The following is a 17,895-nucleotide window of genomic DNA, read 5'->3' as shown; positions in this document are numbered from 1 at the left end:
GATAACGAGAATGAATAAGCACCTGTATCGTATTGTTTTTAACCGGGCTCGCGGCATTTTGATGGTGGTGGCGGATATTTGCCGCGGCTGCGTCAACGGTTCCGGCTCTTCCGGCCCTGGCCCGACGCTGAGCCAAATGATCGGCCGCCTTTCGCCGCTGACGTTCCTGATGCTCGGCGCGATGGGTTTTGTTTCGCTGGCGCCCGCCGCACAGGCGAGTATCGTGGCGGACCGCAATGCGCCCGGCAATCAGAAACCGACCATTTTACAGACGGCCAACGGTACGCCGCAGGTCAATATTCAAACCCCCAGCGCGGGCGGCGTGTCCCGCAATGTCTACAGCCAGTTCGACGTCAATAACCAGGGCGCGATCCTCAACAACTCGCATAAACAGGTGCAGACGCAGCAAGGGGGATGGGTGGCGGGAAACCCCTGGCTGGCGAAAGGCGAAGCTAAAATCATTCTTAACGAAGTCAATTCACGCGATCCCAGCAAACTGAACGGCTATATCGAAGTCGCCGGGAAAAAGGCGCAGGTCGTGATTGCCAACCCGTCCGGCATCAGTTGCGACGGTTGCGGCTTTATCAACGCCAACCGGGCGACGCTGACCACCGGCAAAGCCACGCTGGAAAACGGCCGGTTGAAAGGCTATCAGGTCGAGAAAGGAAAAATTCAGGTACAGGGCGCGGGCATGGATACCAGCCGCCAGAACTATACCGATTTGATCGCGCAGACCGTGGAGATTAACGCCGGGATCTGGGCTAATGAGTTAAACGTGACCGCCGGGCGCAATAACGTCAGCGCCGACCAGCAACAGGTGGAAAAGCGCGGCGGCGCATCGGCGTCTGATGCCGCCAAACAGGATCAGCCGAAGTTGGCGGTGGATGTGGCGCAACTGGGCGGCATGTACGCCGGTAAAATCCAACTGATCGGTACGGAGCAAGGCGTCGGCGTGCGCAATGCCGGCGCGATCGGCGCACAGGCGGGCAGCGTCGTCATCACGGCGGACGGACGTATTGAAAACAGCGGCAGCATCAACGCCACGCAGGATATCCAACTGGCGGGGCGCGAGCTGGATAACAGCGGCAAAGTCTATGCGCAACGGGATGTGGCGGTTCAAACGCGGCAACAAACCGTCAACCGGGGTGTGCTGGCGGCGCAGCGTGATGCCGCGCTTAACGCGGGCGGCATCAATAACCAGCAGGGCGCGGTGCTGGGGGCCGGCATCAACAGCGATGGTTCCGTGGCCGACAGCGGCAATTTATCGCTGGCCGCCAGCCAGCGCATTGATGCGCAAGGCCAGCATCTGGCCGGCGGCGGCTTGAGCATGACGGCGGCCGACGTAAACGCGGACGGCAGCCAGACGCAGGCCACGAACGTGGCAATCAACGCCGTCGCCGGTTCGGTTTCCAGCCGCAAGGCGAAAATCAGCGCGGACAACGCGCTTAACGTGACGGCCGCGCAGGCGGTCAGCAACACGGAAGGCACGCTTATTGCCGGGAAGTCGCTGACGGTAAGGGCCGATAGCCTGAGCGGCGACGGGCAACTGCTGTCGCTGGGCGATATGTCGCTGACGTCCGCGCAGCGTTTTGATAATCACCGCGAGGTCATCGCTGACGGCAAACTCGATTTGACGGTGACGGGCGACGTGACAAACCGCCATAAAATTCAGTCCGGTGACGATCTGACGCTGACGGCTAACCGCCTCGACAATCAGGCCAGTGGTGAAATCAGCGGCCTGAAAACGCGACTGGCCCTGACGGATACGCTGACCAACCGCGGGTTGATTGACGGCGGCCAGACCCGTATCGACGCCGATACGCTGAACAACATCGGCAGCGGACGTATTTACGGCGACTGGATCAGCTTACAGTCGCAGACGTTGAACAACCTGGATGAGACGGGGATCGGCGCCTCCATCGCCGCGCGCCGGGGGTTGGATTTGGGCGTCGGCACGCTGAATAACCGGCAACATGCGCTGATCTACAGCGACGGCGTGATGACGCTGGGCGGCAATCTGAATGCGGATGGGCTGGCGACAGGTCAGGCCGATACGATTAACAACCATAGCGCCACCATAGAATCGGCGGGCGATATGGCGTTGTCCGCCCGCAACATCAATAACGTCAACGACCGTCTGGTGACGGAAGTGGTAACCACCTCAAGCTATATTGACGAGGCGGTGCTCAGCGGGCATACCACGCGCTATAGCTGGAGCGATATCGGGTTTACGCGCAACAAATATGGCGTTCATACCGCGCATATGCCGGACGGTTACGCCGATGAGCGGTTTTATCGCTACATGTATACCCGTACCGTTAGTGAAACGCGCGTAAAAGAGAGCGATCCGGGGCAAATCCTGTCCGGCGGCAATCTGTGGCTGACGGCGACGCGGATGACCAACAGCGATAGCCGGGTTGTTGCCGCGGGCTTGCTGATCGACGGTATCAAAGAGCTGAGCAATCTGGCGACGTCGGGCGAGCGCATCACCACCGACATCGGTTGGCAAGAGCGCTGGTATGCCAGAAAGAAAAAGAACTGGCGCGGTGTGACAAAAACCTCGCAGGGCATTGACGGCGATCCTTATGCGCCGAATGCCAAAGTCGAGACTATCGACCTGAAAGCCGGCGACTGGCGGGAGCAGGCCGCTTTCAACGGCTCGGGCTATGCGGTCACCGCGTTGCGCACCGCAGAAGTCGGCCAGCAAGACGCCATGCCGACGGTCAAACTGCCGGGCAGCAGTCTGTTTACCCTCCAGCCGGCGGCGGAGAGTCGCTATCTGGTGGAAACCGACCCGCGCTTCGCCAATCAGAAACAGTGGTTGAGTTCCGACTACATGTTGCAAGCGTTCGGGCAAACCGAGGGTAAAGACAAGCGGCTGGGCGACGGTTTTTATGAGCAGCGGGAAGTGCGCGAGCAGATTGCGCAACTGACCGGGCAGCGTTATCTGGCGGGTTATAACAGTGATGAAGAGCAGTATAAGGCGCTGATGGACGCGGGGATCGCTTTCGGCCGGCAGTTCGGCCTGACGCCGGGCGTGGCGTTAAGTCAGGAACAGATGGCGTTGCTCACCACCGATATGGTGTGGATGGTGAGAAAATCGGTCACTTTATCGGACGGCTCCGCGCAGTCGGTGCTGGTGCCGCAGGTTTACGCCAAAGTGCGGTCGAATGAACAAGTTGGCGCGGGCAGCCTGCTGGCGGGCAATAACGTCTCTGTCGGCCTCGCGGGCGGTATGTTGAACAGCGGCCGCATTGTCGCGCGGGACTCGCTGTTTATTTCTGCGGATGCGCTGGACAACCAGGGCGGTTCGCTGCTGGGGAAACAGGTCGCCTTGCAGGTTCGCAACGATCTGAACAATATCGGCGGCGTTATTCAAGGGCAAGAGAGCCTGACGGCGTTGGCCGGCGGCGACATCAACAGCGCCAGCACGCTGAGCGGAAGCGTGGACAACCGCATTCTGGATCGCGTGGCGGGGCTGTATGTGGAGAATGATCAGGGCGCGCTGACGCTCTCGGCAGGCAACGATATCAATCTGACGGCCAGTCAGGTCATCAATGCCGGCGCCGGCGGCGAAACACGTATCCACGCCGGGAACAACCTCAATCTGGCGACGCTGACCACCACGGAAACGCTCAACAGCGATTGGGACAGCAGTAATTACCGCCACTATGCCGCCCGTGAAGATATCGGCAGCGAGATCGCCGCCAACGGACGGATTGTGCTGAGCGCCGGACAGGATTTGAACGCCACGGCGGCGTCGGTAACGGCGCAGCAGGGATTGCAGGCTCAGGCGGGTAACGATATCACTCTGACCAGCGGCCGCTCCTCCTACACATTGACGGAACACAGTAAGCAGAGCAGCAGCGGGATGCTCTCGTCAGAATCGCGGGAAACGCACGACAGTATTGACCATCAATCCGCCGTCGGCAGCACATTCAGCGGTGAGACGGTGGCGCTTAGCGCGGGCAATAACTTACAGCTTAGCGGCAGCGCGGCGGCGGGAACACAGGATGTGCTGTTGTCGGCGGGGCGCGATCTCAGGGTGACGACCGCGCAGGAAAGCCATCGGGAAACCCACCTTAAGGAAGAGAAAAAATCCGGCCTGATGGGCAGCGGCGGCATTGGCTTCAGTATTGGTCAGGCCAGCCAGAAAAGCACCACGGATACCGATGGCAACAGCGAGAAAGCCAGTACGGTAGGCAGTGAAAAAGGCAACGTCACGCTCCAGGCGGGTCAGGCGTTAAGCGTGCAGGGCAGCGATCTGATCGCCGGGCAGGATCTGCGCCTGAGCGGCGAGGCGATTGCCATCACGGCGGCGGAGGATCGGCAGATCCAGCGGCAAACCTACGAACAGAAGAAAAGCGGTCTGACGCTGGCGCTGAGCGGGACGGTGGGCAGCGCGTTGAATACCGCGGTGGCAACGGCGCAGACGGCCAAATCGACCGAAGATAGCCGCCTGAAGGCGCTGCAAGGCGTGAAGGCGACCTTGAGCGGCGTACAGGCGGTACAGGCCGGGCGCCTGGCTTCCGCACAGGGCGACGATGCCGCCAATAATAATATGGTCGGCATCAGCGTTTCACTGGGCAGCCAGTCGTCACAGTCGGAACAGACCGTTGAACAGCGCGTCGCACAGGGCAGCAGCCTTAACGCCGGACGTAATCTGTCGCTTACCGCCACCGGCGGCGGTCAGAGCGAACAAAGCGGCGATATCCGCATTCAGGGCAGTCAACTGCGCGCCGGCCAGGATTTAACGCTGGACGCCGCGCGTGATATGCAACTGTTGTCGGCACGGAACAGCCAGCATACCGCAGGCAGCAACAAGAGCCAGGGCGGCAGTATCGGCCTGAGTCTTGGGGTGGGCGGCGGCGGCGCAAGCCTGAGCGTGAACGCCAGCATGAATAAAGGCAAAGGCAGCGAACTGGGCGAAGGACTGAGCCATACGGAAACGCTGCTGGACGCGGGGCGTCAGGTTGGTTTGCGCAGCGGGCGCGACGCCACGCTTCAGGGCGCGCAGGTCAGCGGCGAGCAGATAACGGCAAACGTAGGGCGTAATCTGCTGCTGCGCAGCGAGCAGGATAGCGACGTCTACGACAGCAAGCAGCAAAATATGAGCGCGGGCGTCAGCATTCCTATTTATGGGGTGGGGACGGCATCGGCCAGCTTTAGCATGAGCAAGGACAAGCTGCACAGCAACTACCAGAGCGTGCAGGAGCAGACCGGGTTGTTTGCCGGTCAGGGCGGTTATGACATCCGCGTCGGCGAGCATACGCAACTGGATGGCGCGGTCATCGGTTCGACGTCGGGTGTGGAGGAAAACCGGCTGGAGACGGGCACGCTGGGCTTTAGCGATATTGAGAACAAGGCCGAGTTTAAGACCTCGCACAGCGGGGTGGGCATCAGCACCGGCGGGCCGATAGGCGACCAGATGGTGAGCAATCTGGCGTCCAATTCGCTGATAAGCGGGAATAACCGGGGCGACGCCGAGAGCACGACGCGGGCTGCGGTGAGCGACGGGCAGTGGGTTATTCGTGATGAAGCCAACCAGCGGCAGGATGTAAGCCAACTGAGCAATGACGTGGAGCACGCTAATCAGACGCTGAGTCCGATTTTTGATAAAGAGAAAGAGCAGAAACGGCTCCAGCAGATGCAGCTTATCGCCGACATCAGCAATCAGGTGATGGATATCGCGGGAACGGAAGGGAAGATAATCGCCACGAAAGCGGCGAAGGCGGAAGCAGAAGCGAAAATGGGCCGACTCAGCGATGAAGATGTGAGGACGGCACGGGAGGCGCTGGCGAACGGGAAACAGCCGAACCTGAACCCCACGGATGCGGACATCCGCCAATCGGTATACCAGACGGCGTATAATACAGCCTATAATCAGGCGCTGAATGACTCAGGTTTCGGCACCGGCGGGGCGGTTCGTCAGGGGATAATGGCGGTCACAGCGGCGGCGCAGGGACTGGCGGGCGGCAATATCGCGCAGGCGATAGCGGGCGGTGCGGCGCCGTATCTGGCGACGGAGATTAAAAAGGCGACCACGGATGCGAATGGAAACACCAATGTGGCGGCGAACGCAGTGGCGCATGCGGTGCTGGGGGGGATTGTGGCGGAAGCGAGTGGTAACGGCGCATTGTCGGGCGCCGTGGGCGCAGCGGGCGGAGAGCTTGCTGCGCGGGTAATCGCCGAGCAGTTATACCCGGGCAAAAAGGCATCAGAGCTAAGCGAAAGCGAGAAACAGACGGTGAGCACGCTATCGCTACTGGCAGGCAGCCTGGCGGCCGGTACGGCGGGAGATTCCACGGCGAGCGCGGTGGCGGGTGCGCAGGGTGGGCAGAATGCGGTGGAGAATAACAACTTCAACCTAAACGCTATTGCGCCGAAGGGATTGCAAGATGTTGGAGTTTCGATGGCATCGTTGCATACCAACACCAACCTGACGGATGAAAACGGCAACGTGTTGAATCCGATAACGGAAGAAGAACGGCAGTATGCGATGCATAAACTGGTGACGGGGACGATGCCGGAAGGGCAGGATATCTCGAAAGCGATAGTGGACGGTTATACGAACGGCGTGCTGATAGCCGGCGCATGGTATCTGGGGCCAGCGGCGTCAATAGGCAAAGTGGCGGTTGGTTCTGCGCTGAGTGGCGGCGCGAATGCCGCATATCAATGGTATGACCTGAGTCAGCCGGGTACTGAAAATAAAACCTATGATTACTGGAGCACCACGGCGGCGCTAGTTACTGGCGGATTGGCTCCGGGGCGTAATATTTTGCCGAACGTGGGTATAGCGATGGGAAGCGCGGTATTTACGGATGGGCCAAGTGCGGGGGCTATTGGTAGTGCTGCGGCAGGTTCTTGGGCTGGCGGCGCATTTGGGAAATATGCACCTGAAGTTGTACAAAAAGCGATTGGCAGTAATCCTGTTCCCGAATTTATTTATGAAGTCGGAGGGGCTTTTACATCTGAAGTAGGAAGTAAGGCAGCGGAAGATCTCATAGATCGGGTTGGAGAGAAAAAATGAGAGGCAAGTTTACCTCAGCGGTATGTTTATTCGTTTACTGCCTCATATTTTTTTGGGTTTTAGGTTTTGGCTATCGTTTAATTATAGGTTCACTGTCTTATCTGCTGACGGATGAATGGGCTATAACGAAAGCGGAGTTAGTTAGGATATTTTATTTGGGGGGTATGACTGGATGTATTGCATGGCTAGGCATTTTGATTTTTAAGTTATTGGATAAATTTAAAAAGAAGCCGCCTTCAGGCTCTTAGTAATATGATCCCGGCCATTTGGCCTAGATCGTCACTTTTACCCGCCAGAGCCTAAGTTCCACCTCAATCACCAGTTTACCCCGTTCCGTATCTGGCGACGGAGATTAAAAAGGCGACCACGGATGCGAATGGAAACACCAATGTGGCGGCGAACGCAGTGGCGCATGCGGTGCTGGGGGGGATTGTGGCGGAAGCGAGTGGTAACGGCGCATTGTCGGGCGCCGTGGGCGCAGCGGGCGGAGAGCTAGCGGCGCGGGTAATCGCCGAGCAGTTATACCCGGGCAAAAAGGCATCAGAGCTAAGCGAAAGCGAGAAACAGACGGTGAGCACGCTATCGCTACTGGCAGGCAGCCTGGCAGCCGGTACGGCGGGAGATTCCACGGCGAGCGCGGTGGCGGGTGCGCAGGGTGGGCAGAATGCGGTGGAGAATAATTACCTGAGCTTTGATGAGGCTCGCGCTTTTGATAAAGAAATGACAGCTTGCAAGGCTTCCGGTGACGACTGTGATGCGGTAATTCGTAAATACGACTCGTTAAATAAGGAAAACCGTGAAGAGTTGCAACAGGCGCTGGCGACAGATCCTCTGGTTGTTCTGAGTGGTGAAACTAAATGGAATGTTGAAGGCGGGTTGTCTGCTGCTGAACGGCCTGATTGGCTATACGGTTCGTTGGATAACCGGGATGTAAGGGATTATGTTGCATCCAATAACAATTATGACCTTAATTATATTAATAGTCATACTACTAACGGTGATCGTGCTTTGGCGTTTATTGGTGAGCCAGAAAATTTCTGGGGATTGGTCGCGGGGGGGAAATCGTTATTTTCATCGTCAACAACGATGAGTGATAAATTAGTTGGTGGAGCTTTAAGTTATGGTGCGAATGGTCTAGTACAAATCTCTAGTGGAAATACCGGAGATAAATTTGATTTAGTTAGCTTTGGGTTTTCTGGGCTAACCGGTGCGGCAACCACCGGTAAATCTTATTATTCAAACCAACTTATTGGTGCGGGTAGTGCTTATGCGACTAGCCAAATTACAGGACAAGATAGTCAAGCCGCTGTGATGGGTAGCATGATAGGTACTGGAGTAGGTTATGGTATCGGCTCTGCCATTACCAATAAATTAGAAACTCAGTACATTAAAAATTACTTTGGAATGGAGGCCAGTAAGAACGCTTTAAAATATACTGAGAATTCCTTTGGCCCTGGTTATTTGTTTAAAGGTGGGGCAATGAGTCCAATTCCAGGTATGTCTGGTGGTGGTGTCGGTTCTTTAATGTCAGAAGCTGCTAGTAGTGCTGCTCAAAAGGAAGTTCAAGGAGGTGATAAGTGAAACACCCTCTTTTATTCCTTTTGTTTTTAATCATCACTTATGCTGTTGTGTGTGCTGTTGGTGTAGTAATTACGATATGGATCGTTCTATCACATCCAATAACTTTTCAACAGGTTATACACTATAGCAAGATCGGTGTATTTGGTGGTGGATGGATAGGTGCGGGAATATGGCTTTCATATTATCTAAAATGTAGAAAAAATCTTAAGTAATTGTTGTGGAGAATAACAACTTCAACCTAAACGCTATTGCGCCGAAGGGATTGCAAGATGTTGGAGTTTCGATGGCATCGTTGCATACCAACACCAACCTGACGGACGAGGAAGGAAATGTGCTGAACCCGATAACGGAAGAAGAACGGCAGTATGCGATGCATAAACTGGTGACGGGGACGATGCCGGAGGGTCATGATATTTACTCTTGTTGTTGCGATATCAGGGTTCACATCAGTGCTGGCGATTGTAATCCCATTGAATCCCGATTTGATGCAATGTGCTGCTGTCGGGAGCGGGTTAAGCGTAATAGCGTGCCAGTGGTGCGTCGATGAACTGGCTCGTTGTGTATCAGACTGTCGGCGTGGATGTTCAGGCAAAAGGATTAGGCATGAATGTCAGAGATCTCATTGTATTAAAAACTGGTTATATAATGTTTTGTCATAAATAAAACTATTAGATAATAATATTTTTTTCATTATTAGCACGCTTACCATATTGGGATTTTTCCTAAAAAACATTAACATCAGTGCTTTCATATTCCATGATTTCCAAAGAGTTGTTTTATGGATAACCGTATAGTACTAGGGTTGATGGGTGCATTTCTGTTAACGTTGTCACTCTTAACGCACGCACAGGCCAATTTCCCGTCTCCTCAAGAAGCCGATTGGATTGTTCCCGAGTTCACGTTCAATAGTGGAGAGAAACTTAAGGATCTCCGAATTCACTATTACACCATTGGCGATCGCAACAAACCCGCCGTTTTATTACTGCACGGAACCAATCAGCCGATTAAGGCATTGTTGGCAAATGGTTTCGGCGGGGAGTTGTTTGGTCCCGGCCAGGCGTTGGATAGCAGTAAATACTTTATTATTATGCCTGAAAGTATTGGGTCCGGAAAATCATCTAAACCCTCTGATGGATTACGGATGAAATTTCCTCAATATGATTATAACGATATGGTGGAAGCGCAATATCGTTTGTTAAAAGAGGGAATGGGCATTAAACATTTGCGCCTGGTAATGGGTTATTCCATGGGCGGCATGCAAACCTGGATATGGGGTGAAAAACACCCAGACATGATGGATGCGCTGGTGCCGATGGCATCATTGCCGAATGAATTATCCGGTCGTAACTGGATGATGCGGCGCATATTAATTGAGTCCATCAAAAATGATCCGGCTTGGAATAATGGTAATTACACACAGCAACCGCCGGCGCTGAAGACGGCCAGCATTATGTTCAGCATTGCCACTACCGGTGGGACGCTGGCTTACCAGAATAAAGCGCCGACCCGTGCTCAAGCCGATAAGCTGGTGGAAGATCGTCTGGCTGCTCCGTTAACCAGCGATGCGAATGACTTTATTTATATTTGGGGTTCGTCCGCCAATTATAATGCGGAACCGGAATTGGGGAAAATTAAAGCCCCGGTTTTGGTTATTAATTCTGAAGATGATGAACGTAATCCTGTTGAAACAGGAATATTGGATAATGAGCTAAAGAAAATAAAGCAAGCAGATGTGTTTCTGATCCCTGCCAGTAAAGAAACCAGCGGGCATGGCACGATGATGTCAGCGAGGTTTTATAAAGATAAACTGAAAGATTTTTTAGAAAAAAATCCATCTCATGAATAATAAGTAATCATTATTGACCGGCATAAAAATTTTTTTTCTGTCGGTCATTATTCTTTTGGAGTTTTCTTTATTTTTATTGCGGTTGTATGTGAATAACTAAATGGCTCCGGTTAGGGGAAATGTTCATCCTTTTTTCATTTATCAGGTAATAAGGATAGTTTATGTTTCGCAAGATAAAGATCCGTACCGCACTCAGTATTATGGTTTTTTCATTAGCCGCATTATTGCTCTTCGTCGGCGTTTTGGGATTAGTCGCTCTTCAATCGGGAAATAAATCATTCGGGCAGGTCGATAAAGAAGTTCTGCCCGGGCTGGTGGCGCTGAACGAAAGTTCTGAATTATTGCTGCGTGCCCGGCTGGATTTACGTCTTTATGAGTCGCTGATGGGAAAAGGCGACACCGAGGCAGCCAAGGTGGCGTTGGGACGGGCCAAAGACAAAATTAATGGCGCCAATGGGAAATGGCGGCAATATCTGACGTATCCGCAATCCGAGCAGGAAAGAGTTATTTCGTCAGAGATGGCCACGAATCGCGACACCCTGATGAAAACCTTTATCGAACCCGGCGTTGCCGCGCTTGAAGCCGGAAATCTGGATGAATATCGCCAGCGCGCCGGTAAGTCCACGGTGCTCTACGCCGCATTTGATAAATCGTCCAAAGCGCTGGTGAGTTACAAACTACAGAGCATTGATAACTCCTACGATGATTCTAATGACCGTGTTAAAAGCATGGAAGTCATTTTGTATAGCGCCATTGCATGCTCCGTGCTGCTGGCGGTGCTGACCTGGTCCATCGTGACGAATCTGGTGGTGAAGCCACTGAATCAGGCGATTGCGGTTTTTGACCGTATCGCCGAAGGCGATCTGCGGGCCAAAATTGATATCCGCGGGAAAAATGAAATTGCCCAGCTGTTTTCGGCGGTTCAGCGCATGCGCGACGGGCTGGAAAACATGGTGTTGGTGGTGCGCAACGGGACGGACGCGATCGGTATCGGGGTGGAAGAGATAGCATCGGGCAATATTGATCTCTCCAGCCGTACAGAGCAACAGGCCGCCTCATTGGATGAAACCGCATCAAGCATGGAACAGATCATGGCGACGGTGAAAAACAACGAGGACAACACTCGCAAAGCGAATGACCTGGCGCAGCAAGCTTCTGATTCCGCGTCCCGTGGCGGTGATGTCGTATCGGAAGTGGTCGATACCATGCGCTCGATTAAACAGAGTTCCGCCAAGATTTCCGATATTGTCGGCGTGATCGACGGCATTGCTTTCCAGACGAACCTACTGGCGCTGAATGCGGCCGTGGAGTCTGCCCGAGCCGGTCAGTATGGTAAAGGGTTTGCTGTGGTGGCGTCCGAAGTGAGAACACTGGCCCAGCGTAGCGCGACGGCGGCGAAAGAGATCGGCACTATGATCGATGCTTCGCTCAGCCGGATTGATAAAGGTGCCGGGTTGGTTGAAGTGGCCGGTAAAACCATGGATGAGGTGTTGACGGATGTGAAAAAGGTCGTGGATATCATGGGTGAGATCATGGTGGCTTCCGGTGAACAGAGCCGGGGAATTTCGCAGATTAATATAGCCATCAATCAAATGGATACGGCGACCCAGCAGAATGCGACCCTGGTATCGGAAGTCGCGACATCCGCCAGTTCTCTGCAAGAACAGGTTGCCAACCTGCAACAGTCCGTGACCCGTTTCCAGATTGAGAGAGAAAGGACGGAAATTCCGGTATCGGAGTTGCGTCAGAATCTCGCGTTGGTGGATGCCCGCTAAGTCTTTAAATCCCCCCGTCGCCTGCTTTCGTCAGGGTTGCCCCGGTAAGCGAAAACAGGCGATAAATCTCAGATCCCCGCTATCGACGATATACGCCGCCGCTCGTCCTCTTTGCCGGCGAGTCAGGGCGCTCAAGGCACTCTGGCGTTCTCTGCTTCGTCCAAAAGCCGAAGTTCGTAACGCGCTATAGCGGTATCTACATGAAAAATTAGAGTGTTATTCCCTCAAAACCTATTGTGCGGAAATTGCCTGGTATTAAGCCGATGTCAAGCATGGATGTCGTTCAATTTCTCTGCGCTAAATCATATTTTCTTAAACGATAATCAGTATCATTTGAACGGCCTTATGGATAAAATATGGCCTGTTTTACGTTGATTTTTTTCCGCGCTTTGGTGCTTTTTAGGTAAATGGATTATTACTATGTATAAATTGAAAAATGCTCTTCATGACGGGAAAAGCAAATCCCGTCGTCTCGTTACCTCTCTGCTGCTCTGCCTCTCCCCTGTATTCGCCAATTCTGTCGTCGCACAGGAGCCTCAGTCGCTGACTTTTGCCAATTTCCGCGATACCCGCGATCTCAATCCGCATATTTATTCCGGTGAGATCTGGGCGCAGAACATGTTGTATGAGTCACTGGTCAAGGTCACGCCGCAAGGGATTGAACCCTGGCTGGCTGAAAAATGGGAAACGTCGGCGGACGGTAAGGTCTATACCTTTACGTTGCGTTCCGATGTCAAATTCAGCGATGGCGCGGCATTCAACGCACAGACGGCGAAACAGAATATCGATGCGATACTGGATAACCGCGAACGTCATGGCTGGCTGGAGATGGTGCGCATCATTGATAAGGTTGAAGCGCTGGATGAACATCGTCTGCGCTTTACCTTGAAAGAAGCCTACTACCCTTTCCTGATTGAGTTGGCGGTTACCCGGCCGATGCGTTTTATTTCTCCCGCGGCAATGAAAGAAGGGGGAACCCGGCACGGGGTGAACGCGTATATCGGCACCGGCCCCTACGTGATGAGCGAACACAAAACCGACGAATATGCGGTATTCACGCTCAATCCTCTTTACTGGGGCGAAAAGCCGAAGTTGGAAAAGGTGGTGATGAAAGTCATCCCGGATACGCAAACCCGCTTGCTGGCTTTGCAGAAAGGCGAAATCGAGCTGATTTACGGTAAAAATATGATCGATGCCGATGCTTTTGAACGGCTGAGCAAAGACAAAAAATTTACTACCCAACTGTCTGAGCCGGTTTCGACCCGAATGCTGTTGATGAATACGACGTCGGAAAATCTGAAGGACATGCGTGTACGTCAGGCGTTGCAACATGCGGTAAATAAAGTTGATATCGCGGAAGGGATTTTTAACGGCAGTGAAGTCCCTGCCGATACGCTGCTGGCGAAAAATGTGCCGTACAGCAATATCGATCTCAAGCCTTATGCCTACGATCTGGATCAGGCAAAAAAACTGCTGGATGCGGCAGGCTGGCAACAGAAAAGCGGGCAAACCTGGCGGCAGAAAGAGGGCAAACCGCTGTCCGTTGGAATTTACTATGACAGTAATACCGCTTCACAGAAGGTTATCGCCGAATATCTGCAAAATGAATTCGCTGAGCTGGGTATCGAACTCAAACTGCATGGCGAAGAGGAACAGGCATATCGCGACCGTCAGAAAGCCGGTAAATTCGATATCGTATTCAACATCTCCTGGGGAACGCCTTACGATCCGCAGTCGTTCTTGTCTGGCATGAAATTGCCGGTCTATGGCGATTACGCGGCGCAACAGGGACTGACGCAGAAAACGCAGATTGATAGCAGCATTACGCGCGCGTTGATCACCACCGATGAGAAAGAGCGGCAGGAACTGTATCGCTATGTACTGACCACGTTGCATGAAGAGGCGGTCTATATTCCGCTGACCTATGAACGTAACCGGGCGGTGCATGTGAAGAGCCTGAAAGGCGTCGCGTTCAATCCATCGCAATTTGAGATCCCGTTTGATCGCATGTACCGCGACTAAGCCCTGATAGATCCGTTATCTGTCGACAGACGCCTGTGGGCGTGGGTTGCGGGTAACGGATAGATCCCAGCCATGCCGCTTGCGGTTTCTCTATATTGCCGGATCTGCGAAATTATAGGTTGTTGTGTGAAAAGATATCTCTGTCGTCGTTTGCTGCTGACGTTACCGATTTTGCTGGGGATCTCATTCCTGTCTTTTTTGTTATTGAATCTGGTGCCAGCCGATCCGGCGGAAGTCGCGCTGCGGGTGAATGAAATTATTCCGACGCCGGAGTCCATCGCCGAGATGCGTCAGCAGTTGGGATTGGATCGTCCGTTTCTGATCCGCTACTTCTATTGGCTATATGATGCCGTGCGGCTGGATTTCGGTTATTCCTACATCAACAATCGCCTGGTGCTGGATGAGCTAGCCCGCTGTTTACCGGCGACGCTGGAGCTTGCCGCGCTGTCGCTGGTCATTATTCTGTGCGTCAGCGTTCCACTGGGGGTATTGAGCGCCGTCTATAAAGACAGCGTTTTCGATCGTCTGATCCGCACGCTGGTGTTCCTCGGAACGGCAATGCCCAGTTACTGGCTCGGGCTGCTGCTTATCTGGTGGTTTGCGCTATCGTGGGATTTGTTGCCGACCAGCGGCAGCGGCACGTTCTCCCATATCATTCTGCCTGCCGTCACGCTGTCCATGGTTTACGTGGCAATCTATATCCGCTTGATCCGCAATAATATGCTGGAAAATATGCAGCAGTATTATGTGTACTATGCGCGCGCCCGCGGATTGAAGGAAAAAAGCATCATTCTGCGCCACGTCCTGAAGAATTCGCTGCACAGCAGTATTACCGCGCTGGGGATGAGTATTCCGCAACTGCTGGCCGGCACGGTGATTATCGAAAATATCTTTGCCTGGCCGGGGGTCGGCCGGTTATGTATTTCGGCGATTTTCAATCGTGATTATCCGGTGATCCAAGCCTATATCCTGATGATGGCGGTACTGTTTGTAATATGTAATTTGCTGGTGGATATCGTTCAGCGCTGGATGGATCCCGCTCTGCGGCAAGAGGGATAATATGCATTTTTCGCACAAACTATTGCGCGATAAGGTCGCGCTGCTCTGCCTGGTGGTGATTATCGCCGTGGTGGTTATCGGTATTTTTGCCCCGTGGTTGGCGCCTAACGATCCCAATAAAATCAATATTGCGCGCAAATATGCCGACGTTAGCGCGCGCTTCCCGCTGGGTTCCGATCATCTGGGGCGCTGCGTGTTGTCGCGCCTGATGTTCGGCGTGCAGACCACGCTTTTTCTGGCGCTGCTTACGATGGCGATCACCATTGTCATCGGCTGCGTGTTTGGTTTTTTATCCGGCTATGTTCGCGGCCGGCTGGATGAAGTCATGATGCGCTGCTGCGATATCATGCTGTCGTTTCCCAGCCAGATCATGATCCTGGCGATTGTCGGGATCCTAGGCGTGGGGATCGTTAATGTGATCCTGGCTAATATTCTGGTGAAGTGGGCATGGTACACCCGCATGATCCGGGGGATCGTGATCAAGCACGGTCAAAAAAACTATATCCTGTTTTCGCGCGCCAGCGGTACGCCGCTGTGGTTTATCCTGCGGCGTCATCTGTTGCCGAATACGCTATCGGAGATCGTGGTGCTGGCGACGCTTGATACCGGTTGGGTGATCCTGAATATCTCGGCGCTGTCGTTTCTTGGGTTGGGCGTACAGGCGCCGACGGCGGAGTGGGGAACGATGTTGAGTGAAGCGCAGAAAGTGATGATGAGCCATCCGACGCAAATGCTGGCGCCGGGGCTGGCGATTTTGGTGGTGGTGGCGGCATTTAATCTGCTGGGCGACTGTTTGCGTGATGCGTTTGACCCTCGGGAGTCTCACTGATGAGCGATCTATTACGGGTAGAGAATTTGCGGGTCGGGCTTCAGTCCGGGGGGCGTGGTCTGCTGCATGATATTTCTTTCGCGCTGCCGCGCCACGCCTGTCTTGGCATCGTCGGCGAAAGCGGCAGCGGTAAAAGCCTGACCTGCCGTGCGCTTATGGGGCTGCTGGGCGCGCCGTTTACCCAGTCGGGACAGGCCTGGTTGAATGGATCGGATCTGCTGGCGCAGGAGCCGGAGGCGATGCGTCGCCTGCGGGGTAAAACTATCGGCATGATCCTGCAACATCCGATGAGCGCGTTCGATCCCTTACAGACGCTCGGCGGCCAGATGGTGGAGACGTTTCGGACGCATCTGGCGCTGAACAGGCGCGACGCCCGCGAGCTGGCGCTGGAGATGATGGAACTGGTCCGGCTGCGTGATGTCACGCGGTTATTTGATAAATACCCCAGCCAGATCAGCGGCGGGATGCTGCAACGGGTCATGATTGCCATTGCGTTGGCGCTGGAGCCGCAATTACTGATCGCTGATGAGCCTACTACCGCGCTCGATTCGGTGACCCAGTTCGACATCATGGAGGAATTTCGCGCGATTCGCGAACGTCTGGGCACCACCATGATCTTTATTTCGCACGATTTCGGCGTGGTCAATCGCATTGCCGACCGGGTGCTGGTAATGCATCAAGGGTGTGCGGTGGAACAGGGCGATGTTCGGCAGGTGCTGCATCAGCCTCGGCATCAACATACCCGCTATCTGGTGGCGTCGCGTCAGGCGTTGCAGCAGCGTTATCAGACACTGGTCGATATGTCGCAAAACGATCGGCAAAGGCCGCGTCGGGAGGTAGAAAGTGAACACATTGGTTGAAGTGAACGACGTGCATCACGGCTATCGTTCCCAGGATGGCGCCGCCAAATGGTTACCGGTACTCAACGGCGTGTCGTTCGACGTACGAGCCGGCGAGTGCCTGGGCATTATCGGCGAGAGCGGCAGCGGTAAGAGTACGCTGGGGCGTATTTTACTGGGGCTGGAGGCGCCTAAAAGCGGGCAGGTCAGGCTGGGCGATCAGCAGTTGTACGCGCCGCGGCGGTTCTGGCAATCGCAACGTAAAAGACACTTGCGGGTCAGCGCGGTTTTTCAGGATTACACCTCGTCGGCCAACCCTTTTATGAACGTGTTGAGCATTGTGTCCGAGCCGTTATTGGTTCAGGGAACCCCCCGGCGTGACGATGTGCGGCGGCAGGTGATTACGTTGCTGGAACAGGTCGGGCTGACGGAGGATGTCTGTGAACGTTTTCCGCACCAGCTCAGCGGCGGGCAGATGCAGCGGGTTTGTATCGCCAGAGCCATTGCCGGCAAACCTGATTTTATGGTGCTGGATGAAGCGGTCAGCGCGCTGGATGTGACCGTGCAGGTGCAGATCCTTGATTTGCTGTCGGACTTGCGCCGTCAGTTGGGTCTGACCTATCTGTTTATCAGTCACGATCTGACCGCGATTACTTATCTGTGCCAGCGGGTAATTTTTCTTCAGCAGGGCAATATCATTGAACGGGTCGATGATATTGCGACGCTGGGGCAGGTGCGGCACCCTTATGCGCGCAACCTTTTACAGGCGGTGATGGCGTTTTAATGCGCCTCCGCCGGTGAAACCGTCTGGATCAATCCTGCTCTTTGCGGCGCCTCTCTCGCCCTGCCGCCGATCTCGTCGCTGAATATGGCGTAACACACAGCCTTAATGTATAGTGCGATTTTCATACTAA

At 54.2% G+C, this 17,895-nt stretch carries 10 protein-coding genes; all 10 read left to right on the top strand.

Annotated elements, in window-relative coordinates:
* The first annotated feature begins 10 nt into the window (after positions 1 to 10).
* The 10 genes from JG725_RS10970 (at position 11) to JG725_RS10925 (ending at position 17,765) form a co-directional block, all read left to right on the top strand.
* Positions 11 to 7,030 (top strand): hemagglutinin repeat-containing protein, encoded by a 7,020-nt coding sequence (locus tag JG725_RS10970; RefSeq protein ID WP_199378003.1) that lies wholly within the window; start codon positions 11 to 13, stop codon positions 7,028 to 7,030.
* A gap of 405 nt (positions 7,031 to 7,435) precedes the next feature.
* The gene (locus JG725_RS10965) at positions 7,436 to 8,611 is read left to right on the top strand and encodes a VENN motif pre-toxin domain-containing protein (RefSeq protein ID WP_330528922.1); all 1,176 of its coding nucleotides are present in this window, start codon (positions 7,436 to 7,438) and stop codon (positions 8,609 to 8,611) included.
* A 283-nt stretch (positions 8,612 to 8,894) separates the two neighbouring features.
* Positions 8,895 to 9,158, top strand: coding sequence for a hypothetical protein (locus JG725_RS10960; protein WP_199378001.1), 264 nt, complete (start codon positions 8,895 to 8,897; stop codon positions 9,156 to 9,158).
* 231 nt (positions 9,159 to 9,389) lie between these two features.
* Positions 9,390 to 10,457 (top strand): alpha/beta fold hydrolase, encoded by a 1,068-nt coding sequence (locus tag JG725_RS10955; protein WP_172290270.1) that lies wholly within the window; start codon positions 9,390 to 9,392, stop codon positions 10,455 to 10,457.
* Between the two features lie 161 nt (positions 10,458 to 10,618).
* Positions 10,619 to 12,232 carry a methyl-accepting chemotaxis protein gene (locus JG725_RS10950; protein ID WP_199377999.1) on the top strand — a complete coding sequence of 538 codons (1,614 nt, stop codon included), beginning with the start codon at positions 10,619 to 10,621 and terminating at the stop codon, positions 12,230 to 12,232.
* A 420-nt stretch (positions 12,233 to 12,652) separates the two neighbouring features.
* Positions 12,653 to 14,254, top strand: coding sequence for a nickel ABC transporter substrate-binding protein (gene nikA / locus JG725_RS10945; protein ID WP_172290268.1), 1,602 nt, complete (start codon positions 12,653 to 12,655; stop codon positions 14,252 to 14,254).
* A gap of 126 nt (positions 14,255 to 14,380) precedes the next feature.
* A complete protein-coding gene (opp1B, locus tag JG725_RS10940) occupies positions 14,381 to 15,313 on the top strand; it encodes a nickel/cobalt ABC transporter permease (RefSeq protein WP_199377997.1) in 933 nt (310 codons plus the stop codon).
* A 1-nt stretch (position 15,314) separates the two neighbouring features.
* Entirely contained in the window at positions 15,315 to 16,142 is an 828-nt protein-coding gene (gene opp1C / locus JG725_RS10935) for a nickel/cobalt ABC transporter permease (RefSeq protein WP_199377995.1), read from the top strand.
* Positions 16,142 to 17,002 (top strand): ABC transporter ATP-binding protein, encoded by an 861-nt coding sequence (locus JG725_RS10930; protein WP_199377993.1) that lies wholly within the window; start codon positions 16,142 to 16,144, stop codon positions 17,000 to 17,002. The genes opp1C and JG725_RS10930 overlap by 1 nt, the downstream gene beginning before the upstream one ends.
* Positions 16,986 to 17,765 carry an ABC transporter ATP-binding protein gene (locus JG725_RS10925; RefSeq protein ID WP_172290264.1) on the top strand — a complete coding sequence of 260 codons (780 nt, stop codon included), beginning with the start codon at positions 16,986 to 16,988 and terminating at the stop codon, positions 17,763 to 17,765. The genes JG725_RS10930 and JG725_RS10925 overlap by 17 nt, the downstream gene beginning before the upstream one ends.
* Positions 17,766 to 17,895 lie beyond the last annotated feature (130 nt).

Source organism: Brenneria sp. L3-3C-1, assembly GCF_016456245.1.
Lineage (GTDB): Bacteria > Pseudomonadota > Gammaproteobacteria > Enterobacterales > Enterobacteriaceae > Brenneria.
This window is presented reverse-complemented; position numbering and strand designations above follow the sequence as displayed.